The sequence below is a fragment of the Sandarakinorhabdus glacialis genome (assembly GCF_014643455.1).
Classification (GTDB): Bacteria; Pseudomonadota; Alphaproteobacteria; order Sphingomonadales; family Sphingomonadaceae; genus Sandarakinorhabdus; species Sandarakinorhabdus glacialis.
In genome coordinates, this window is the sequence record NZ_BMJM01000001.1 from 128283 (window position 1) to 148499 (window position 20217).

General features: G+C 66.4%; 20 protein-coding genes and 1 pseudogene. 9 read left to right on the forward strand and 12 right to left on the reverse strand.

Going from position 1 to position 20217, the window contains the following annotated elements:
- Positions 1 to 52: 52 nt before the first annotated feature.
- Positions 53 to 1159 (forward strand): bifunctional transcriptional activator/DNA repair enzyme AdaA, encoded by a 1107-nt coding sequence (locus IEW98_RS16665; RefSeq protein WP_188761006.1) that lies wholly within the window; start codon positions 53 to 55, stop codon positions 1157 to 1159.
- Between the two features lie 66 nt (positions 1160 to 1225).
- On the opposite strand, the gene IEW98_RS16860 is transcribed toward IEW98_RS16665, so the two are convergent.
- A complete protein-coding gene (locus IEW98_RS16860) occupies positions 1226 to 1507 on the reverse strand; it encodes a YadA C-terminal domain-containing protein (RefSeq protein WP_188761007.1) in 282 nt (93 codons plus the stop codon).
- Between the two features lie 272 nt (positions 1508 to 1779).
- Here IEW98_RS16860 and IEW98_RS00690 point away from each other — a divergent pair, with 272 nt between their 5' ends.
- The gene (locus IEW98_RS00690) at positions 1780 to 2367 is read left to right on the forward strand and encodes an NADPH-dependent FMN reductase (RefSeq protein WP_188761008.1); all 588 of its coding nucleotides are present in this window, start codon (positions 1780 to 1782) and stop codon (positions 2365 to 2367) included.
- A 40-nt stretch (positions 2368 to 2407) separates the two neighbouring features.
- On the opposite strand, the gene IEW98_RS00695 is transcribed toward IEW98_RS00690, so the two are convergent.
- Both IEW98_RS00695 and IEW98_RS00700 read right to left on the reverse strand, forming a co-directional pair.
- The gene (locus IEW98_RS00695; RefSeq protein ID WP_188761010.1) at positions 2408 to 4411 is read right to left on the reverse strand and encodes an acetyl-CoA carboxylase biotin carboxylase subunit; all 2004 of its coding nucleotides are present in this window, start codon (positions 4409 to 4411) and stop codon (positions 2408 to 2410) included.
- Positions 4412 to 4615: 204 nt separating this feature from the next.
- Positions 4616 to 6142, reverse strand: a complete 1527-nt coding sequence (locus IEW98_RS00700; protein WP_188761012.1) for an acyl-CoA carboxylase subunit beta — start codon at positions 6140 to 6142, stop codon at positions 4616 to 4618.
- Between the two features lie 241 nt (positions 6143 to 6383).
- On the opposite strand from IEW98_RS00700, the gene IEW98_RS16270 reads away from it, so the two are divergent.
- A complete protein-coding gene (locus tag IEW98_RS16270) occupies positions 6384 to 7013 on the forward strand; it encodes a DVUA0089 family protein (RefSeq protein ID WP_243450483.1) in 630 nt (209 codons plus the stop codon).
- 104 nt (positions 7014 to 7117) lie between these two features.
- Here the strand turns inward: IEW98_RS16270 and IEW98_RS00710 are convergent, their stop codons facing one another.
- The 4 genes from IEW98_RS00710 to IEW98_RS00725 are packed head-to-tail and all read right to left on the reverse strand — an operon-like array spanning position 7118 to position 9297.
- Positions 7118 to 7807: an ATP12 family chaperone protein gene (locus IEW98_RS00710; protein ID WP_188761013.1), complete on the reverse strand. Its 690-nt coding sequence runs from the start codon at positions 7805 to 7807 to the stop codon at positions 7118 to 7120.
- The gene (locus IEW98_RS00715; RefSeq protein WP_188761014.1) at positions 7804 to 8052 is read right to left on the reverse strand and encodes a hypothetical protein; all 249 of its coding nucleotides are present in this window, start codon (positions 8050 to 8052) and stop codon (positions 7804 to 7806) included. Before IEW98_RS00715 ends, IEW98_RS00710 begins: the two co-directional genes overlap by 4 nt.
- Positions 8045 to 8701 carry an HAD-IA family hydrolase gene (locus IEW98_RS00720; RefSeq protein WP_188761015.1) on the reverse strand — a complete coding sequence of 219 codons (657 nt, stop codon included), beginning with the start codon at positions 8699 to 8701 and terminating at the stop codon, positions 8045 to 8047. The genes IEW98_RS00715 and IEW98_RS00720 overlap by 8 nt, the downstream gene beginning before the upstream one ends.
- Positions 8695 to 9297 carry an FMN-binding negative transcriptional regulator gene (locus tag IEW98_RS00725; protein ID WP_188761016.1) on the reverse strand — a complete coding sequence of 201 codons (603 nt, stop codon included), beginning with the start codon at positions 9295 to 9297 and terminating at the stop codon, positions 8695 to 8697. Before IEW98_RS00725 ends, IEW98_RS00720 begins: the two co-directional genes overlap by 7 nt.
- A 67-nt stretch (positions 9298 to 9364) precedes the next feature.
- Here IEW98_RS00725 and IEW98_RS00730 point away from each other — a divergent pair, with 67 nt between their 5' ends.
- On the forward strand, positions 9365 to 10477 hold the full coding sequence (locus IEW98_RS00730; RefSeq protein ID WP_188761017.1) for an MBL fold metallo-hydrolase: 1113 nt from the start codon (positions 9365 to 9367) through the stop codon (positions 10475 to 10477).
- 52 nt (positions 10478 to 10529) lie between these two features.
- Here IEW98_RS00730 and IEW98_RS00735 read toward each other — a convergent pair whose 3' ends face one another.
- Positions 10530 to 11459, reverse strand: coding sequence for a hypothetical protein (locus IEW98_RS00735; RefSeq protein ID WP_188761018.1), 930 nt, complete (start codon positions 11457 to 11459; stop codon positions 10530 to 10532).
- Between the two features lie 133 nt (positions 11460 to 11592).
- Here IEW98_RS00735 and IEW98_RS00740 point away from each other — a divergent pair, with 133 nt between their 5' ends.
- Complete coding sequence (locus IEW98_RS00740; RefSeq protein ID WP_188761019.1) at positions 11593 to 12447, forward strand: SPOR domain-containing protein; 855 nt, start codon at positions 11593 to 11595, stop codon at positions 12445 to 12447.
- A 51-nt stretch (positions 12448 to 12498) separates the two neighbouring features.
- Complete coding sequence (locus IEW98_RS00745) at positions 12499 to 12711, forward strand: DUF2188 domain-containing protein (protein WP_188761020.1); 213 nt, start codon at positions 12499 to 12501, stop codon at positions 12709 to 12711.
- A 97-nt stretch (positions 12712 to 12808) separates the two neighbouring features.
- Here the strand turns inward: IEW98_RS00745 and IEW98_RS00750 are convergent, their stop codons facing one another.
- Positions 12809 to 14350 (reverse strand): M20/M25/M40 family metallo-hydrolase, encoded by a 1542-nt coding sequence (locus IEW98_RS00750; RefSeq protein WP_243450484.1) that lies wholly within the window; start codon positions 14348 to 14350, stop codon positions 12809 to 12811.
- Between the two features lie 150 nt (positions 14351 to 14500).
- Between IEW98_RS00750 and IEW98_RS00755 the strand changes: the two genes are divergently transcribed.
- Both IEW98_RS00755 and IEW98_RS00760 read left to right on the forward strand, forming a co-directional pair.
- Complete coding sequence (locus tag IEW98_RS00755) at positions 14501 to 16510, forward strand: esterase-like activity of phytase family protein (protein WP_188761021.1); 2010 nt, start codon at positions 14501 to 14503, stop codon at positions 16508 to 16510.
- Between the two features lie 24 nt (positions 16511 to 16534).
- Positions 16535 to 17014 (forward strand): annotated as a pseudogene (locus IEW98_RS00760) (autotransporter domain-containing protein); the annotation flags it as partial.
- Between the two features lie 50 nt (positions 17015 to 17064).
- On the opposite strand, the gene rnhA reads toward IEW98_RS00760, so the two are convergent.
- From rnhA to ispH, 3 genes are read right to left on the reverse strand one after another with little or no spacing between them, the layout of a single operon-like run.
- Positions 17065 to 17529 (reverse strand): ribonuclease HI, encoded by a 465-nt coding sequence (gene rnhA / locus IEW98_RS00765; protein WP_188761022.1) that lies wholly within the window; start codon positions 17527 to 17529, stop codon positions 17065 to 17067.
- Positions 17526 to 18485: a homoserine kinase gene (gene thrB, locus IEW98_RS00770; protein ID WP_188761023.1), complete on the reverse strand. Its 960-nt coding sequence runs from the start codon at positions 18483 to 18485 to the stop codon at positions 17526 to 17528. Before thrB ends, rnhA begins: the two co-directional genes overlap by 4 nt.
- Positions 18485 to 19453, reverse strand: coding sequence for a 4-hydroxy-3-methylbut-2-enyl diphosphate reductase (ispH, locus tag IEW98_RS00775; protein WP_188761024.1), 969 nt, complete (start codon positions 19451 to 19453; stop codon positions 18485 to 18487). Before ispH ends, thrB begins: the two co-directional genes overlap by 1 nt.
- A gap of 137 nt (positions 19454 to 19590) precedes the next feature.
- Between ispH and IEW98_RS00780 the strand changes: the two genes are divergently transcribed.
- Positions 19591 to 20214, forward strand: coding sequence for a hypothetical protein (locus tag IEW98_RS00780; protein ID WP_188761025.1), 624 nt, complete (start codon positions 19591 to 19593; stop codon positions 20212 to 20214).
- The last annotated feature ends 3 nt before the right edge of the window (positions 20215 to 20217 follow it).

Here is a 20217-nt window from a genome sequence, read left to right on the forward strand (position 1 = left end):
TCAGGTCCGAAAACCGCCAGACTTCACGGCACGGCGGCGCTACAACTCCCGTATGAGTATCCCCGACCTCGAAACCTGCTACGCTGCGATTCAGCGTCGTGACCGCAGCCATGACGGGCAATTCTTCACCGGCGTCACCAGCACCGGCATCTATTGCCGCCCCGTCTGCCCCGCCCGCACGCCATTATTCAAGAACTGCACCTTCCACGAAACCGCCGCCGCCGCTGTCGCCGCCGATTTCCGCGCCTGCAAGCGTTGCCGCCCCGAATCCGCCCCTGGCTCCCCGGCCTGGAACGGCACCGCCACCAGCGTCCGCCGCGCCCTCGCACTGATCGACGCCGGCGCCCTCGACAGCAGCGACGCTCCGGTCCCTGTTGAAGCACGCCTTGTAGAAGATCTGGGCGACAAGCTCGGCGTCGGCGCCCGCCAGGTCCGCCGCCTCTTCCAGCGCCATCTCGGCGTCTCTCCCGTCGCGGTCGCGCAGGCCAGGCGCCTCGCCGCCGCCGTCACCCTCATCGACGCCGGAAAACTGACAATGGCGCAGATCGCCGCCGAGGCCGGTTTCGGCAGCGTCCGCCGCTTCAACGAGGTTTTTGCCGCCGTCCACGGCCAATCTCCCAAAACACGCCGCAAACAGACCCTCGGAGTACCCGAAAAGCACCTCAAACTGTCCCGCTACATGTCGCCCGTCGCCGAATTGCTGGTCGTAACCGACCCCGAAAATACCCTCCGAGCCCTTGATTTCATTGACTTCGAGGAACGCATGCGCCGCCTACTGGCGCGCCACTACGGCCATTTCACGCTAACCGAATCCGAAACCCCCGCCGCGATAGTGACCGCCCTCGACGCCTATTTCGCCGGCGACCTCACCGCCCTCGACACCATCCCGATCGCCACCGCCGGCACCGAGTTCCAGCGCAGCGTCTGGGCCGCCCTCCGCCAGATTCCCGCCGGCCGCACCCAAGGCTATGGCGCCCTTGCCGCCCAACTCGGCATGCCCGGTGCCGCCCGCGCCGTCGGCCTCGCCAACGGCCTCAACCCGATCGGCATCGTCGTGCCGTGCCACCGCGTCATCGGCGCCTCGGGCACCCTCACCGGTTACGCCGGCGGCGTCGAACGCAAGGCCTGGCTGCTCTCCCACGAAGGCGTAACCCTCTGACCGAGCACGCAAACAAACGCCGGGGAATGACCCCCGGCGTTTGCCTGCGACCCCTTGGGGACGTGGTTAGAACTGGTATCCGACGCCGGCATTGAAGCCCGATGGCCCGCGCGTGCTGAACGTCGCACCCGCCTTCAACACCGTCTGGTCGCCGACGATCTTCGATGCGCCAAAGGCAAACGCGACTTCGCCCTCGTACTCACGTTGTCGGTAACGACAGACCGCGGCAGGCTGACTCCCAAACAGGCACTGGCGACCAAGTCTGGAACAGCAGCCTCTGCTGTCGGCGGAACGCGGCGGGCAACACCCACAGATTGCAAATAGCGACGCGCCGTACTGCTGTATCAACTTTATCGCTTATGGTAGATGCAGTCGCGGCGACTAGGCAAACCGTTTACTGCCACCATCTCGCCCGTTCGACACTATTTAGGAATCGCTTTAACTGACTGTTTCCAGAGCCGTCCTCGAAGCGTGGAGCCCGCACCCGGCCTGTAGGCCCAAGTAACTTTCGCCACGTTTGTAGGCCGGTGCGATCCTGGTCGCTGCAATGGCGCCGCCTCTATTCTCATGGGATAAAAGCCCGCAACAGGCCCGATCACACTCGAGGAAGCAGACAGAACATGGCTAATATCCTGGTATTCTACGGATCCTACCGCAGCGACCGCGCCGGCATTCGCCTTGCCGACTATCTCGTCGCCCGGCTGGCAGCCCGCGGCGACACGCCCGAATTGATCGACGCCAGGGCCGTCGGCCTGCCGATGCTCGACCGCATGTTCAAGGAATATCCCGCCGGCACTGCACCGCCGGAAATGGCCGCACTCGCCGCAAAGATCCGCGCCGCAGACGCTTTCGTCTTCGTCACGGGCGAATATAACTGGGGTGTCCAGCCCGGCCTCAAGAACCTCACCGACCATTTTCTCGAGGAATGGTTCTGGCGCCCGGCGGCCATTGCCAGCTATTCCGCCGGGCGACTGGCAGGCGCGCGCGCGAACTCCGCCTGGCACGGTATTCTCGCCGAAATGGGCATGGCGGTCGTCTCGTCGACGCTCACGGTCGGCCCGATCGCCGACACCCTGGATCCGGCCGGCCAGCCCATCGGCGATGCCGGCGAGGCCCTCGAACGCGCCTTTGCCCGCTTTGCCGACGACCTCGCCTGGTGGACCGAAGCCACCATCGCCCAGCGCGCTAGGCGTCTACCGCCCTATTGATACCGCGCGGCTAACAGGCAGCGTCTGCCTCGAACCGCGTCTAGGATGCAAACTCGAGAATAATTGCATCCACCGCCAGCGAATCCCCCGCCGCGGCATGAACCTTGCCGATCGTCCCCGACTTTTCGGCGCGCAGGATATTCTCCATCTTCATCGCCTCGACGGTCGCCAACTGCTGCCCGGCCTCGACCTTGTCGCCCTCGGCCACCGCCACCGACACCACCAGCCCCGGCATCGGGCACAGCAGGAACCGGCTCATATCGGGCGCCACCTTGGCGATCATGAAGTTCGCCAGCTCGGCCGCCCGCGGCGTCAGCACCCGCACCCGGTGGGCGGCGCCGCGCGTCGTCACCTTCATGCCGCTGCCAGCCTTTTCGATCGTCATCGACCGCGCTTCGCCGCCGATCTCGCCTTCGAACAGCACCGAGCCGATCCGCCAGTCGGTTGCTACGCCGATAACATCGCCGCCCACTTCGACCTCGTACCGCGAGCCGTCGCCGCTGACGCTGACCGGGATCTGTTCGCCGCCAAGCTCGACAACCCACTCCTCGCCATATTCGGCGCCGTGGCCCGAAAGCTGCCCGTCGATCAACTGTGCCCGCTCGGCCTCGATCGCGCGCACCACGCCGGCCGCTGCCGCAATCGCCGTCCGCGTCCCGGCATCGACCGGCGCGCCGACGAACCCGTCAGGATATTCCTCGGCGATGAAGCCGGTCGTCACATTGTCGCCGGCCTGGAACCGCGCGTGCGCCATGATCGCCGACAGGAAATCGATATTGTGGCTGATGCCGCGGATCAGGTACCGATCCAGCGCATCGGCCTGCGCCTTGATCGCCTGGGCCCGCGTCGGCGCATGGGTGATCAGCTTGGAAATCATCGGATCGTAGAACATCGAGATCTCGGCACCCTCGGTGACGCCGGTATCGATCCGCACCCGCGCCATGCCATCGCGGCCCTCTTCGGGCGGGACATACGAGCTCAGCCGGCCGATGGAGGGCAGGAACCCGCGATACGGATCCTCGGCATAGACCCGCGTCTCGATCGCCCAGCCATCGAGCTTCACATCGTCCTGCGTGAACGGCAAAGCCTCGCCCGCCGCCACCCGGATCATCAATTCGACCAGGTCCAGCCCGGTGATGCACTCGGTCACCGGATGCTCGACCTGCAGCCGCGTATTCATCTCGAGGAAGTAGAAACTGCGATCCGCCCCGGCGATGAACTCGACAGTGCCGGCGCTGGTGTAGCCGACGATCTTGGCCAGCGCGACCGCCTGCTCGCCCATCGCGCGGCGCATCTCGGGTGTCACGAATGGCGACGGCGCTTCCTCGACGACCTTCTGGTGGCGCCGCTGGATCGAGCAATCGCGCTCGTTGAGATAAATCACATTGCCGTGCGAATCCCCGATCAGCTGGATCTCGATATGCCGAGGCTGCTCGACGAACTTCTCGATGAACACCCGGTCGTCGCCGAAACTCGCCAGCGCCTCGCGCTTGACGCTCTCGAAGCCCTCGCGCACATCGGCCTCGTTCCACGCCAGCCGCATGCCCTTGCCGCCGCCGCCCGCCGACGCCTTCATCATCACCGGATAACCGACGCCCGCCGCAATCTCGACCGCATGCTCGGTGCCGTCGATCTCGCCGACAAAGCCCGGCACCACCGAAACGCCCGCCGCCTTGGCGCGCCGCTTCGACTCGATCTTGTCGCCCATCGCCGCGATCGCCGGGGCAGGGGGCCCGATAAAGGCGATGCCGGCAGCGCTCAACGCTTCGACGAACGACGCCCGCTCCGACAAAAATCCGTAACCCGGATGCACCGCCTCGGCGCCGGTCGCCTTGCACGCCGCAATGATCTTGTCGGCAACCAGGTAACTCTCCGCCGCCGGCGATGCACCGATATGCACGGCTTCATCCGCCATCCGCACATGCAGCGCGGTCGCATCGGCGTCGGAATAGACCGCAACCGTGGCGATGCCCATCGCCCGCGCCGATCGGATGACCCGGCAGGCAATCTCGCCGCGGTTGGCGATAAGGATTTTCTTGAACAACGCGTGCCCCCATGAAGACAGGCGCCCTCCCTTACCCGGCACGGCGCACCTTGCAAGGCCGGCCTGCCCAGCCTGCCGGTTCAGACAGGGGGCATTCGGCCGGCATCCGCACGAAAACCCTCGTCATGCTGAACTTGTTTCAACATCCACCGTGCCTCCCGCCAGGCTCAACCCGTCATGCAATGCATTGCTCGGCAAAGCTCCCTAAAGCGGGATATTGTCATGCTTCTTCCAGGGATTCACAAGCTTCTTGGTGCGCAGCTTCTGCAACCCGACGGCGATCCTTTTGCGCGTCGAATGCGGCATGATCACCTCGTCGACAAAACCCTTCGACGCCGCCACGAATGGATTGGCAAAGCGCGCCTCATACTCCGCCGTCCGCTCGGCGATCTCCTCGCGCGATTTCCCGCGAAAGATGATCTCGACCGCCCCCTTGGCACCCATCACCGCGATCTCGGCGGTCGGCCAGGCATAGTTCAAATCGCCGCGCAGATGCTTCGACGACATCACGTCATAGGCGCCGCCATAGGCCTTGCGGGTGATGACGGTAATCTTGGGCACCGTCGCCTCGGCATAGGCGAACAACAGCTTGGCGCCGTGCTTGATGATGCCGTTATGTTCCTGCGCAACGCCCGGCAAAAACCCCGGCACGTCGACAAAGGTCACGATCGGGATCGAAAACGCATCGCAGAACCGCACGAACCGCGCCGCCTTCTTCGATGAATTGATGTCGAGGCAGCCCGCCAGCACCATCGGCTGGTTGGCGACGATACCGATGGTATGGCCCTCGATCCGTGCAAACCCAATGATGATGTTGCCGGCATGAAACGGCTGCAATTCAAAGAATTCGCCCTCGTCGGCGACCTTCCGGATCAGCTCGTGCATGTCGTACGGCTTGTTGGCGCTCGGCGGCACCAGCGTGTCGAGGCTGGCCTCGATCCGCGCCGGGTCATCGGCACTCGGCCGATACGGCGACCCGTCGCGGTTGTTGAGCGGCAGGAAATCGAAGAACAGCCGCGTCCGCAGCAGCGCGTCGACATCGTCCTCCATCGCCACGTCGGCAACGCCCGATTTGGTGGTATGGGTGATCGCCCCGCCCAGGTCTTCCTGCGTGACGACTTCGTTGGTGACCGTCTTCACCACGTCGGGCCCGGTCACGAACATATAGCTCGAATCCTTCACCATGAAGATGAAGTCGGTCATCGCCGGCGAATAGACGGCACCGCCCGCGCACGGCCCCATGATCAGCGAGATCTGCGGGATCACCCCCGATGCCAGCACGTTGCGCTGGAACACCTCGGCATAGCCGCCCAGCGACGCGACGCCCTCCTGGATGCGCGCGCCGCCGGAATCGTTCAAGCCGATCACCGGCGCGCCGACCTTCATCGCCATGTCCATGATCTTGCAGATCTTCTGCGCATGACGCTCGGACAGCGAACCACCGAACACGGTGAAGTCCTGCGAAAATACAAAGACCAGCCGGCCATTGATCGTGCCCGACCCGGTGACCACGCCATCGCCCGGAAACTTCTGCTCTGCCATGCCGAAATCGACGCAATTATGCTCGACGTACATGTCGAGCTCCTCGAACGAGCCCGGATCGAGCAGGATATCGAGCCGCTCGCGCGCCGTCAGCCGGCCCTTGGCGTGCTGGGCTTCGACCCGCTTGGGTCCGCCGCCGGCCCGCGCCGCGTCGCGCCGGCGCTCGAGTTCTTCAAGGGTCTTGAGCATCCTGGTCCCCGTCTGCCTGGCTGGTCCGATGTGGCGGTCCGATGGCGCGCAGGCTTAGCAGGCGCGGCGAACCCGTAAAGCCCTCACTTTATGACAGCCCGGCGCCTTCCCGGACAGTCGTGCGGCGGCAAATAACTACTCCCATTGATAGTCGAACCCCTCCCTAATCGCACGCGGCGAACGGCTGAACACTGCTATCTTTCGCTAAAATCAGGCGTCGTCACGCGTAAGGGAGTAAACCATGTTGAGAACAGCCTTGGTCGCTGCGGCCGCTGTCGCACTGTCTTCTGCCGCTGCATCGGCGGCCGACTTCTCGTTTACCGGATCAATGCCGAACCCGGGCACTGTCCAGTTCTTCGACTTTACTGTCGGGGCGGCCTCGAACGTGACCCTGCGCAGCTGGTCCTATGCCGGCGGTGTCAACGCGGCGGGCCAGACCATCGCCCGCGGCGGTTTCGATCCGATCCTGGCGCTGTTCGCCTTGCCCGGCGGCGGCCTTGTCGGCCAGAACGACGATGGCGGCGCGTCGCTGGTGGCGGCCGATGCCGTCTCCGGCCGCGCCTGGGATACGTTCTTCAGCGCCGTTCTCGATCCCGGCCTCTACCGGGTTTCGGTCATGGTCTATCCGAACTTCGCCCCCGGCAACGTCTTCACAGGCACCTTCGCCGGCGCCAGCACCTTCGCCGATGTCTCGGGCACGGCCAACAACCCGCGCAGCAACGAATGGGCGTTCGACATTCTCGGTGTCGAATCGGCTGTCCAGAACGGTGTTCCCGAACCGGCCAGCTGGGCGCTGCTCATCGCCGGTTTCGGCCTGACGGGCGCCGCCATGCGCCGCCGCCGCCGCACCATGCGAAGCGTAACGGGCTGAACCTACCCCTCTCCCCCTGCGGGAGAGGCGACTCGCGCGCTTGCGCGAGCGGGTGAGGGGTGCTGTCTCGTCCGGACATCCCTCACCCGCAGCGCAAGAACCTGCTAGAGCAGCCGCAAGAACTCCGTTGCCGCCGCCAGGTCGGCCTGCCGCTCGGCGTGCCCCGCCTCCGCCAGCGGGTCCTTGCCCCACTGCTCGGCCTGCCACAGCTCATCAAGATGCCCGGCTGCCCATGCCGCCCCGGCATCCATCTCGCCCTCCGCCACCGCCAGGCCGATCACCGCCGAACCGCAGATCGTCACCACGGGGTTAAGCGCCGCCAGCCTGAATGCATCGAAGGCCCGGTATGCCGCGCGCACCCGCGCCAGCGTCGCCTCGGGCTGGGCAACATGGACGATGCCCGTCGCCAGCCGAAAATCGACATCGTAGCGCCGCCGCGCCCACGCCAGCAATGGGTCCCATTCGGCCGCTTGGCGCGCCACCAGCGGGGCCGGGGCGTCGGTGCGATAGGCCAGCAAATCGCTCTCGGCGAACACCGCCAGCCCATCGGCAAAGCCCTCGACATCGGCCGCCACCCGATCGATCGCCGCATTCGACAATCCGGTCAGCGGCATCGATCGCGGCACGATCTGCTCGCCCTGGCCGTTCCACTCCGCCGCGATCGCATCGGCGAGCGCCCGCGCGGGCACCGCCAGCAACGCCCGCGCCGGCGTCCGCAACGGCCGGCCATCGAGCGCCACCCCGAACGGTGCCGTCTCGCCGGTCACCGCCGCAAGTTTGTAAAACCGCTTCATTTCTTGACCGGCCGCACCGTCAACCCGAGCATCCATGGCCGCACGAACATCGACGCCGCCCCGGCCGCCAACACCAGCACGCCGCCCACCGACCAGCCCCCGCGCAGCAGATAAACCCCGGCAAACAGTGCTGCCAGCCCCACCAGCTTGAACAGCGTATAGATTGCCAGCCGCTTTCCCGCCTCCTGCTTCGACAGGATCAGCGGCTGAGGCGCCAGAGGCGGGGGCGGCACATCGTCAGCCATCGATCAATCTCCGCAAATCGCCGCCATCCATCGCCACGCCGACAGCGCCGGCTTCGATCAGTTCGGCCGCCTCGTGATAGCCCCAGTCGACCCCGATCGCGCGCACCCCGGCATGGCCGCCCATGGCGATATCGAACACCGTGTCACCGATGATGCAGGCCGCGTCGGTCGTTGCCCCGGCCTCCGCCAGCGCCGCGAGCAACATGCCCGGATGCGGTTTCGACGGATGCCGATCGGCGGTCTGCAACGTGATGAAATGCCCCGTCAGCCCATGATGCGCCAGCGCCAGCGCTAGCCCGCGATCGGACTTGCCGGTCGCCACCCCAAGCAGCCAGCCACTGTCGCGCAGATGATCGAGCGTCTCGCGCACCCCGTCATACAGTGGTTCGGGATCCAGCCCCTTGTCGGCGCGCAACCGGTGAAACGCGTTCTTGTAATCGAGCGCCAGGCTCTCGTGCAGCGCCGGTTCCGCATCCGGCACCAGCACCATCATCGATTCAACGAGCGAAAGCCCGACGATCCGCCGCACGGCATGATCCTCCGGCGCCGCCAGCCCGTGCCGCTCGAAGCTCGACCGCATCGCCCGCAGGATATTGACCTGGCTGTCGATCAGCGTCCCGTCGCAATCGAAAACTGCGAGCTTCACCATCCGCGCGTCCGCCGGATCGCCGCTGCCCCGCCGGTATCGCCGATCCGCTCCAGCGCCGCTACAACCAGCCGCGCATCGTCCTCATTGCGGTTCTGGCTCGCCTTGTCCGTCGTCCTGACGATGTCGGGCACCAGCTCATACGCCGTGATCGCCTTCATCATCGCCTCGGCCCGCGCCGGCGCCATCTTGTCCATCGTCCAGTCCTCGCCGACCCGCGGCTCGAAGGTCGCCGCCGTCAAATCGAGCAATTCGCCCAGCGCATCCCAGTCGAGCGCCTTGACCACGCCCTCGATCTCCACTGTCCGGTAATTCCACGTCGGCACGTTCGCCGCCGGATCGGCATACCAGTTCGGACTGATATAGCTCCCCGGCCCGCCGATGCTCGCCAGCACCGGCTCGCCATCGAGATGCGCCGCCAGCGCGTTCGATTTCGCCAAATGAAACCGCACCGTCCCCGCCTCCGTCACCAGCAACGGCACATGCGCCACCCGCGGGCCATCCGGCGTCATTCCGAACAGATGCGCAAAGCCATGCGCCGCGACGAACGCCAGCGCCGGGTCATCGGCCCGAAATCGAAAGGCGCCATTGGGATGCATCGCGGTCCTATCCGGCAAATCGGCAACAGGAGTCGACTTGCCGTAAACGTCAACCTAAGGATAGGCCATGTCGGATGTATCTTTGAAGGACCAACCCGCCGCGCCGTTCGAGCGCATTCCGGCCAGTCCTACCGAATCCCGCGCGCCGCAGGACCTGCGTGGACTCCATTATCCGTTCGGCCGCTGGGTCCCCGAGCCCGGCACATTGTTCGAGGTCGCCCCCGGCATCCACTGGCTCCGCATGCCGCTGCCGTTCGGCCTCGATCACATCAATCTCTGGGCGCTCGATGCCGGCGACGGCTGGGCACTGGTCGATACCGGCGTCAACATGCCCCGCACCAAGCGCAACTGGGAAACCCTCTTCGCCGGCCCCCTCGCCGGCAAGCCCGTCACCCGGCTCATCGTCACCCATTACCACCCCGACCACCTCGGCCTCGCCGGCTGGCTCTGCGAGCGCTGGAACATTCCGCTCGAAATCGCCCGCACCGAATATCTGCTGGCGCGCACCCTCACCCTCGATGTCCGCGACTCCGCGCCCCCCGAAGCCGTCGATTTCAGCATCCGCGCCGGCTGGCCCGAAGCCGCCGTCGCCGAACTCCGCCAGAAACCCTGGGGCAATTTCCACAAGATCGTCAGCCCGCTCCCCGCGGGCTTCAAGCGCATCCGCGACAAGGACGTGCTCACCATCGGCGCCCGCAAATGGCGCATCGTAACCGGCCGCGGCCATGCCCCCGAGCACTCGTGCCTCGTCTCCGAAGACGGCATCATGATCTCCGGCGACCAGGTCCTGCCGCGCATCACCTCGAACGTCTCGGTCTATCCCACCGAACCCTTTGCCGACCCGCTCGGCGACTGGCTCGAATCGATCGAGACGCTGCGCCACATCGACCCCGGCGTCCTCGTCCTGCCGGCGCACAACGAGCCCTTCACCGGCCTCCACACCCGCCTCGACCAGCTCCGCGACGACCATGTCGACAAGCTCGAAAAACTGACCGCCTTCTGCGCCGAGCCGCGCACCGCCGTCGACAGCTTCGCCACCCTGTTCCGCAAGCCCATCGGCGAGAGCGACTATGGCATCGCCACCGGCGAAGCCGTCGCCCACCTCCATTGGCTTGAGGAACGCGGCCGCATCCGCCGCATCACCGACGCCGGCGGCGTCGATCGCTTCGTCGCCGTCTGAGCTTTCCGCCAGTCGCGGCGGGCGCCATTGCACCCGCCGTCACCAGACATCCCTATCGGCGATTATACCCCAGCGCCGCATCGAGATCGGCATAGCGCCGCGTCAGGTAAGACCGCTGGTCCGCCGAATAACCGCCCACCGCATACACCGCATCGAGCCGCGCCAGGTCGCCGAGCTGCGCCCGCACCTGTACCGCCTCCGTACGGGTAATGCGGCCGGCCCGCTCCGCCGATGCCAGCCGCGTCTCCAGCAGCGTCCACCGCGCCGTATTCCGGTCGTTCCCGGACCCGCTGCCCGATCCGACATTGCCGACCCGCGCATCGAGCGCATCGTAACGCGCCCGCAGGTCCGCCTCCTCGCGTGCGCTGATGCCGCCGCGGGCATAGTCCGTCTCGATCTGCGCCACGCTGCGGAAATTGGCCCGCAACTGGTTCGCTTCCGTCTGGCTCAGGCTGCGACTGCGAAGGCCAGCCGCAACCCGCGCCTCGAAATCGGCACTGCGCGTCGCCAGGGTCGGCCAGCGACCATATTGCTCGTCGTACCCGCCCTCATTCCCGTCTGCCTGGCCGTCGTCGCCGTACCCCGTGTCGTCGACCCGCTGGATCAACGCGCGGTAGCGGCTCCGCAGATCGGTGCGCTGCTGCTGCGAGACATTGCCATCGGCCGAATACTGCGCCTCCAGCCGCACGATATCGTCGTATTCGCGGCGCATCTGCTCGGCCTCGCCGCGGTTCATCGTCCCGGCCCGCACGGCGGCATCGATCCGCGCATCCAGCGCGGCGCGGCGCTGGGCAAACGGCTTGCGCCCCTGGTTCCAGTCGGTCTCCATCGTCTGTTCGCTGGCCTGCGGGCTGGTGCCGAACACCGCGCCCAGCAACTGCCCCAGGATATCGCTCTGCTGCGGCTGGGTTTGCGCTTGCGCGTTTGTAGCGCCCGAAATCAGCATTGCCCCGGCGGCAGCAAGCAGGAAACGCGTCTTCATATTGGAGTCTTTCTCGTTTACGACTGCATGATTAAACGCAGCAACCGAAACGATGTTCCTGAGCGAACCGATCTGGAGCGCCGCAGCGACAAGGTCTTGCCCCGCCCCCGCGATCCCGGGCATGCTCCCCCCGATGCCAAAGCCTGTCTTCACCATCCGTGCCTGCGCCGCAGCGGCGCTTCTCCTAGTCGCCGCCTGCGCCTCGAAACCCAAGCCTGTACCGCCGTCCGTCCCCGCGGCGTCCCCCGCCGGCAACGCCGGCCGCCCGCTCGGCCTCGACCCGTCGCTCACCGGTCCCGAGCGTGTCTGGCACCTGCGCGCCGCGCTCAACGTCGCCGCGCTCGGCTGCACCAGCAAGACCGGCGGCGCCATCGTCACCCGCTACAACGCCATGCTCAAGGACCGCAAATCGCTGCTCGCGAGCGCCTATCAGGCCGAAGTCACCGAATTCAGGCGCGACCACGGCGACAATTGGCAGCCCGAATTCGACCGCTACATGACCGCGCTTTACAACCGTTTCGCCCGCCCCCAGGCCCAGGAAAACTTCTGCATCGCCGCCGACAGCATCGCCGCCGAGGCCGTCGCCGTCCCCTCGGCCGACTTCGAAGCCTTTGCCACCACCTCGCTCGTCCGCATCGAGCAAGCCTTCATCGCCCCGCCGCCGGTCCCGCCCGCACCCGTCGCCATCGCCGCCCTCGAACGCCGCACCGCGCCAACCGCAACCCCATCCGCCGCGCCAATCCCGACCTCCGGCTGGCGCATCCAGCTCGGTGCCTACACCGGCCAACCCGCCGCAACCGCCGCCTGGGACACGATCAAATCCCGCCAGCCCGGCCTCGCCGCCTACACGCCGCGCTACGAGCCCGTCCCCAATCGCCCCGGCCTCATCCGCGTCCAGATCGGCGGTGCTGGCGACAAGAACAGCGCGCTCACCCTCTGCGCCCTCGCCTCCGCCGGCGGTTTCGACTGCATCGCCATCCGGCCTTGAACCCGCACCGCCGCGCCCCACCTAGTCCAGAATCACAAGGGATCTACCGCCATGGGGCGTGAACAATATTTCGTCGTCAGCGACGCCGGCCAATGGCGCGTCAACTTCCGCGGCAATCTCTACGGCTATTACCCCGATGTCGCCGCCGCCACCGCCATCGCCATCGACACCGCCCAGAAAGCCGGCGACGCCGGTCTCGAAGCCGAAGTCATCGTCGAACAACCCGACGGCAACTTCGAGCGCGCCTGGCACACCAAGCAATAACTGTCCTCCCCCTGGAGGGGGGAGGCGAGAGACGCGCCTTCGCGGCCCGGGTGGGTGTGTCCCCCGCCGACGCCAAAGCCAGTCCTCACCCCCAATCTCAGCTAATCACCGAAATCTCATAAAGATAATCCACGAACCCCAGCGTACTCCCCGTCAACCCGGCCACCTTGGGATTGCTCGAATCCACCACGAAATACTCGTTCGGCGCGTGCGCTCCCGATCCATGGCCCAACCCGAACTGCCCCGCCGGCAAACTCACGGGCGGCTGGGTGAACACCGCCCCCGGCCATGATCCCGCCAGCCGCGGGAACAGCGTCTGCGGCGCCCCGGCGCGATCGTACACGGCTTGCTGCGCCCGGATGATCCGGCTGTTCTCGGCGGTCTCGGTCGGGTCGTACCCCCCGGAGACATTGACCTCGATATCGCCAAAACCGCGCTTTTTCAGATGCGCGCGCAGCTTCGCCTCGGCCTCCTTGGCGGTCTGGTTCGGCACCAGCCGGCACTCCAGCTTGGCCTCGGCCCGCCCCGGCAGGATGGTCTTGCCGCCCGGCCCGGTATAGCCCGAAACCAGCCCCTGGATGTTGATCGTCGGCTGCGACGCCAGCCGCTCCAGCGACGTCTGCCACGGCTCGTCGTTGATCCACGCCTTGACCCCCAACGCCAGCTTGGCTTCATCCTCGCTGCTGGTCTTCGCCGATGCCGCGATCAATTCCTTCTCGCGCGCCGTCAGCGGCCGCACATTGTCGAACCAGCCGTCGACCGCCGGCGTATGGCCATCGGGCCCGACCAGGGTGTTCAGCGCCTGCACGAGATGCCAGACCGGGCTGTCGACATGGGCATGCTGCGATGAATGAATGTCGCCCTTGGGCCCGCGTCCCCATTTCTCGCCGCTGGCGATCAGCTGGAATTCGATCGGCCCCTTGGCGCCCAGGTTGATCTGCACGCCGCCATTCTGGTTCTGCCACGCCGATGGAATGATCACCCCCTCGGCCTTCTTCAGCGCCTTCAGCACCTCGGGCGCCTGCACGATCTGGTGGAAATTGGGGCTGGCAATCTCCTCCTCGCCCTCGGCCACCAGCACCAGATTGACCGGCAGCTTGACGCGGGCATCCTTGAACGCGTGCACCGCCGCCAGGAACGCCGCTTCGGGGCCCTTCTGGTTGATGGCGCCGCGTCCGACGATGACCTTGCCGAACCCCGGCTTGTCGACGATCCGCGCCTCGAACGGCGGGCTCGACCATTCGGCCGGATTGACCTGCTTGACGTCGTACATGAAATAAATGCCCATCGTCCGCTTCGCCCCAGCATCGAGCGTCGCGAAAATCCCCGGCTCGCCATCGGTCGGCATCTTCTTGACCATCTGGAAGCCGGCATCCCTGAGCAGCCCCATCGTGTAATCGCACGCCGTATCCATCTGCCACTTCTCGGCAGCGATCCCCGGATGCTTGATCCAGTCCTGGATACGCGCGACGCTCGCCGCCTTGCCGGTCTCGACCGCCGCCGCGATCTTGGCACGGTCGCCGCCAACAGCACCGAAAGCCGCCGCCGGCACCATTGCCGTCCCGCCCGCTAGTGCCGCCCCCGCCAGCAAGCGGCGCCGCGTCACCGTCATGTCGTTGTTGTTGCCCTGCATAATCATCCCCGCTGCGAACCCTGGCGCCAGTAAAGACGTTGGCCGCCGGCCTGTCCACGATCCATGCCCCGGCCCTGCCAGAAAATTGTAACAAAATGGTTGCCAAAGCGTCACGAGGCCCGGTTACGCCGCCACGCACCAACCAGAGGGGGCTCTATGTCGACTTCAAATATCCGGTCGCTGTCCGCGGCGATCCTGCTGGCCGGCGTTGCCGTCCCCGCCGTCGCCCAGTCAATCGTGGTGCCGACCGCCAACATCATTACCACCGCCGGCAGCAGCAGCGCGGTCCTGGGTGGCCAGACCTTCGTCAACAAGGGCCTTGTCGGCGTCGGCCGCCTCAGCGCCTCGACCCGCGATTTCGCCGGTGAAACGCTCGGTTCCTTCTCGGCGATGGCGCTCGACCTGTCGGCGTGGCGCCGCAACCCCGACGGCAGCTATTCGGGCATCATGACGACGCTGCCCGATCGCGGGCCCAACGACGTCGGCCCGTTCGTCGGCTCGACCGATTATCGCAACCGCGTCCATGTCTCGGCGCTGGCCTTCACGCCCTATGCCGGCGCCGCCGCGCTGCCGCAGTCGATCGCCTCGCAGAACCAGCTCGCCATCACGCCGACCGGCGGCTTCTTCCTCACCGATGCCAGCGGCAAGCCGATGACCGGCAAGGATCCGGGCGCCAATGTCCTCACCAGCGGTGGTATCGTCTATCCGAGCCCGGCCAACGGCGAGGGCGCCGGCCGCATCAGCCTCGACGCCGAGGGCATCGCCTATCAGCGCGACGGCAGCTTCTGGATTTCCGACGAATATGCCGCCGGCCTGTATCACTTCAGCAATGCCGGCAAGCTGATCGGCGCCATCCAGACCGTCCCGGCACTGTTGCCGCGCACTGCCGGCGCGATCAATTTCAACAGCGTCAGCCCGCCCGTCACCGGCCGCCGCAACAACCAGGGGCTGGAGGCGATCGCCGTCACCCCGAACGACCAGCGCCTCGTCACCATCCTGCAATCGGCGACCGTGCAGGACACCAACGGCGCCAACCAGCAGACGCGCAACAATACCCGCCTGCTTGTGTATGATATCACCGGCGCCGCCGCGCCGACCAACCCGGTCGGGCATTATGTGTTGCAATTGCCGATTTTCGCCCTGAACGGCGATGGCGTCATCAACCGCACCGCCGCCCAGTCGGAAATGCTGGCGCTCAACGATTCGCAGTTCCTCGTGCTCGCCCGCGATGGCATCGGCCGCGGCTCGGGCGCGTCGGTGACCAATACGCCGATCTTCAAAAGCGTGCTGCTCGTCGATACCACCGGCGCCACCAACCTCGCCGGCACCGCCTTCGAAACCGGCACCGCGCCGGTCGCCGTCAACGGCACGCTGTCGGCCGCCATCAAGCCGGTGCAGCAGGTCGAACTCGTCAACATGCTCAATACCGTCCAGCTTGGCCGCTTCGGCATGAACCTCAACACCGCGCCGTCGAACGCAACCTCGCTGTCGGAAAAATGGGAAGCCATGGGGCTGGTGCCGGTCCTCGAGGACGCAGCGCCGCAGGACTTCTTCCTGCTCGTCGGCAACGACAATGATTTTCAGGCACAGAACGGCTTCATCAACGGCCAACCCTTCAACGCCGGGCTGACCGGCGCCGGCGGCACCGGCAACAACGACAGCGTCGTCCTCGTCTATCGCCTGACGCTGCCGACCTATGTCGATCCGCTGGCCCTCGAATCGATGCAGAACGGCGCGCCGATCACACTCGGTACCGTCCGCTCGACTGCGGCGGCGGTCGGCTCGATCACCGCGCCACTGATGGATCGCCTGTCGAGCCTGCGCCGCATCACCGAGCCCCAGGGCTATGGCAACGGCATTTCGCTATGGATTGATACCGGCTGGCAGCAGAATTCGATCGTCCGCAGCGACGGTCTCCAGCTCGCCCGGCCCGAAGGCCTGCGCGTCGCCGGGGGTGCCGATTATGGCTTCGGCCCGGCGCGGCTCGGTGTCTCGGTGGCCTATCAACAGGCGGCCGATGCCGTCTGGGAGGCCCGCTATGATGCCGCCTCCACCAAGGTCGGCGTCTATGGCGGCGTCGCGCTCGCCAACGGCCTGTATGGCCAGGCTTCGGGCGGGCGTTCGATCGACCTGAAGTTCGACCAGATCAGCCGGCCGGGCGCCTAGGGCCTTGCCGGACGCGGCCAGACCGAAGGCGATGTCTGGTCGGCAGCCGGTGAAATCGGCTGGATGGCACCGCTCGGACCGCTGCGCGCCGGGCCATTCGCCGGCGTCGAATATGTCGACGTAAAGGTCGACGGCTATGCCGAAACCGGCGCCTCGCTCGGCAATATCGTTTATGCCGATCAACGCTACGACCGGATGCGCTGGTCCGCCGGCGCCGAGCTCCGCGGCGAATTGTCGGCCGCGGTGATACCGTCGCTGCGCGCCGCTTATGTCTGGGAAAACGAAGGCGGCGACACGACCGCCACCTCCCACCTCGCCGCCGCGCAGCACAGCATGGCCACTGTCACGGTCCCGCTCGCCTCGACCGAGCGCAACCATGTGATCGGTGCGGTGGGGTTGCAGGGTGCCGAGGGCAATCTCAGCTACCGCTTCGGCGCCGAGGCCCGTCTCGCCCGCGGCGACGACGACTACCGCGTCAGCGTCGGTCTCGCCCTCGCGCTATAGGCCGCCGCCGCCCCTCTCCCGACGGGGGGGAGGGGCCGCACCCAAGCTACTCAGCGCCCCCGCATCGCCGCAATCGCCTCGTTCGCCAGCGCATCCGCCCGCTCGTTATCCGGATCGCCCGAATGCCCCTTCACCCAGCGCCACTCGACCTTGTGCCGCGCCGTCGCCTCCAGCAGCGCCTGCCACAATTCGGCATTCTTCACCGGCTTCCTGTCGGCGGTCTTCCAGCCATTGCGCTTCCACCCGAAGATCCACTTGGTGATGCCGTCGCGCACATAATTGCTGTCGGTCGAAAGGATCACTTCGGCGGGCACCGTCAGCGCCTTCAAAGCCTCGATCGCCCCGGTCAACTCCATGCGATTGTTGGTCGTGTGTGCCTCGGCCCCGTTGAGCACCTTCTCGGTCCCGTTGGCCGCGCGCAGCAACGCCCCCCAGCCGCCGATCCCCGGATTGCCCTTGCAGGCGCCATCCGTCGCAATCACCACTTTGGGCAGGTCGCTCCCAAGGACGCTCATACCCCCAGCACCATGTCCGGCGTCGCCGCCGCATACCAGTCCAGCCGCCGTGCAAATGCCATCGGATCTTTCTTCGTCACCAGCGCATCCGCCGGCGTATTGAGCCAGTCATAAGCCCGCGTCAGCACGAACCGCAGCGCCGCGCCGACACCCAGCCGGGGCAGGGCGGCGACTTCCGCCTCGGTCAGTCCATACGTCTCGCCATACCCCGCCGCCAACGCCGCCGCGCGCTCCGGAAAATACCGCGCCCCATCATCCGAGAAACACCAGGCGCTATGCGTCACCGCATAATCGAACGCCCGCAAATCGGTACAGGCGAAATAGAAATCGATCAGCCCGGTCACCGCCCCGCCCAGCATCAGCACATTGTCCGGGAACAAATCGGTATGCACGACAGCGCTCGCCAAGCTCACCGGCCAGTCCGCCGTCGCCGCCAACCCCGTCGCAATCACCCCCGGCAACGCCGCATCGATTTCCCCGGTGCGCCCTTCACAACGCGCCGCCATCGCCGCCCAGAACGGCTGCCCCAGGTCATTCACCCGGGGTTCGCCGAAATCCGCCGTCGCCCGGTGCAACGCCCCCATCGCCGCCCCCGCCGCCCGCGCCTGTTCCGGTGTCGGCTCGGTCACCGAAACCCCCGTCACGAACGCAATCACGCACGCCGGCCGCCCGTTCAGCACCTGCAAGGCCACACCCTCCCGGTCGACAATCGGCCGCGGCACCGGCAACCCCTTGTCAGCCAGATAGGTCGTCAACCGCAAGAACCACGGCAGCGCCGCAATCTCCACCCGTGTCTCGTACAGCGTCAGCACATACCGGCCACAGGTGGTCTCCAGCAAAAAATTGCTGTTCTGGACGCCCTCGGCAATACCCTTGAAACTGGTCGCAACGCCGATGTCATAGCGCTGCAGAAACGCGGTCAAATCCGCGGCCGTCACCGGCGTATAAACCGCCATCAGTCGGCAGTCAGCGCCCGCGGCAGCTTGAACACCACCTGCTCGACAGCCGTGGTGACATCCTCGGATATCACCGTGAAACGCTGTCCCAGCCGCGCCAGCACTTCCTGCACCAGCACCTCCGGCGCCGACGCTCCCGCCGTCAGCCCGAGCGTCGTCACCCCCTCGAACCAGCTCCACTGGATATCATCCGCGCGCTGGATCAGATACGCCGCCGCCCCCTCGCGCTCGGCAACCTCGCGCAGCCGCTGCGAATTCGACGAATTGGTCGCCCCGATCACCAGCACCATGTCGGCCCGCGGTGCCATCGCCTTCACCGCCGCCTGGCGATTGCTCGTTGCATAACAGATATCGTCGCCCTTGGGCCCGACGATCGTCGGAAACCGCCGCTGCAACTCCGCCACCATGTCGGCAGTATCGTCCACCGACAACGTCGTCTGCGTCAGAAACCCCAAATTCTCCGGATCGGTCACCGCCACCGCCTGCGCATCGGCGAGCGTCTCGATCAGCGTCATCGCCCCGTCCGGCACCTGCCCGAACGTGCCGATCACCTCGGGATGCCCCTGGTGTCCGATAAACAATATATGCCGCCCGCCCTCGACCAGCCGCTCGGCCTGGCGGTGCACCTTCGACACCAACGGGCACGTCGCATCGAGGAAGTTCAGCCCCCGCGCCGCCGCTGCCGCCGGCACTGCCTTGGGTACGCCATGCGCCGAAAATATCACCGGTACCCCGTCGGGCACTTCGTTCAATTCCTCGACGAAGATCGCCCCCTTGGCCTTCAGGCTGTCGACGACGAACTGGTTATGGACGATCTCGTGCCGCACATACACCGGCGCGCCCCAGCGCTGCAGCGCCAGCTCGACGATGTGAATGGCGCGATCGACGCCCGCACAAAATCCGCGCGGCGCCGCCACCAGCACCAGCAGGTCGGGAAGGGGGAGGGGAGCAAGAGCAGGTGCGTTCATGATGCCGCCCTGATAATCATTTCTTCGCCCGCGCGCCACCTCTCGTGGCGAAACTAAAGCGCCACCTCAGTTGGCAAACTTAAACCGCCCGCCTAAAGGTACGCGCGCCCTCACGCGTCCCATCAAGGTCATCCCCCGTGTCCAACCCGCGTATCACCGCCGTCCTGTTCCTCGCCAGCGCCGCCGTCCTCGCCGGCTGCGAGAGCAACCCGCTCCAGGTCCAGCGCTCGCCGTGCCCCGCCGTCGCCATCCCGACCTACACCGGCGACACCACCTTGTTCACCGGCAGCGGCCAGGACGCCGCCAACATCGATGTCGTCGCCACGATGACCAATGTCCGCGAAGCCTGCTCCGAGACCACCGAATCCTTCACCTCCGACATCACCTATGACGTCGTCGCGCGCCGTACCTCGGCCGCCGGCGCCCGCACCGTCACGCTGCCGGTCTTCGCCACCGTCGTCCAGGGCGGCAACCTCCTCGTTTCCAAGCAGGTCGGCGCCGTCAACGTCGATTTCGCCGATGGCCAGGCCCGCGCCATCGGCAAGGGCGGTGCCCGCGGCACCGTCTCGCGTGCCGTCGCCACGCTGCCGCCGGAAACGCTCGCCAAGATCAACCGCAAGCGCAAGGCCGGCGATCTCGACGCCGCCGTCGATCCGCTGTCCGACCCCGAAGTCCGCGCCGCCATCCGCGCCGCCAGCTTCGAAGTCCTCATCGGCTTTCAACTCGGCGAATCGGCACTGGCGTATAACGTTACAAAATAGGCT

Coding starts and splice junctions, on each gene's coding strand:
- IEW98_RS00690 (WP_188761008.1), top strand. CDS start 1,780: ATGGCTAATATCCTGGTATTCTACGGATCCTACCGCAGCGACCGCGCC.
- ispH (WP_188761024.1), bottom strand. CDS start 19,453: ATGAACGCACCTGCTCTTGCTCCCCTCCCCCTTCCCGACCTGCTGGTG.
- IEW98_RS00730 (WP_188761017.1), top strand. CDS start 9,365: ATGTCGGATGTATCTTTGAAGGACCAACCCGCCGCGCCGTTCGAGCGC.
- IEW98_RS16665 (WP_188761006.1), top strand. CDS start 53: ATGAGTATCCCCGACCTCGAAACCTGCTACGCTGCGATTCAGCGTCGT.
- IEW98_RS00740 (WP_188761019.1), top strand. CDS start 11,593: ATGCCAAAGCCTGTCTTCACCATCCGTGCCTGCGCCGCAGCGGCGCTT.
- IEW98_RS00720 (WP_188761015.1), bottom strand. CDS start 8,701: ATGGTGAAGCTCGCAGTTTTCGATTGCGACGGGACGCTGATCGACAGC.
- IEW98_RS00735 (WP_188761018.1), bottom strand. CDS start 11,459: ATGAAGACGCGTTTCCTGCTTGCTGCCGCCGGGGCAATGCTGATTTCG.
- IEW98_RS00715 (WP_188761014.1), bottom strand. CDS start 8,052: ATGGCTGACGATGTGCCGCCCCCGCCTCTGGCGCCTCAGCCGCTGATC.
- IEW98_RS16270 (WP_243450483.1), top strand. CDS start 6,384: ATGTTGAGAACAGCCTTGGTCGCTGCGGCCGCTGTCGCACTGTCTTCT.
- thrB (WP_188761023.1), bottom strand. CDS start 18,485: ATGGCGGTTTATACGCCGGTGACGGCCGCGGATTTGACCGCGTTTCTG.
- IEW98_RS00750 (WP_243450484.1), bottom strand. CDS start 14,350: ATGATTATGCAGGGCAACAACAACGACATGACGGTGACGCGGCGCCGC.
- IEW98_RS00700 (WP_188761012.1), bottom strand. CDS start 6,142: ATGCTCAAGACCCTTGAAGAACTCGAGCGCCGGCGCGACGCGGCGCGG.
- IEW98_RS00725 (WP_188761016.1), bottom strand. CDS start 9,297: ATGCATCCCAATGGCGCCTTTCGATTTCGGGCCGATGACCCGGCGCTG.
- IEW98_RS00745 (WP_188761020.1), top strand. CDS start 12,499: ATGGGGCGTGAACAATATTTCGTCGTCAGCGACGCCGGCCAATGGCGC.
- IEW98_RS00710 (WP_188761013.1), bottom strand. CDS start 7,807: ATGAAGCGGTTTTACAAACTTGCGGCGGTGACCGGCGAGACGGCACCG.
- rnhA (WP_188761022.1), bottom strand. CDS start 17,529: ATGAGCGTCCTTGGGAGCGACCTGCCCAAAGTGGTGATTGCGACGGAT.
- IEW98_RS00755 (WP_188761021.1), top strand. CDS start 14,501: ATGTCGACTTCAAATATCCGGTCGCTGTCCGCGGCGATCCTGCTGGCC.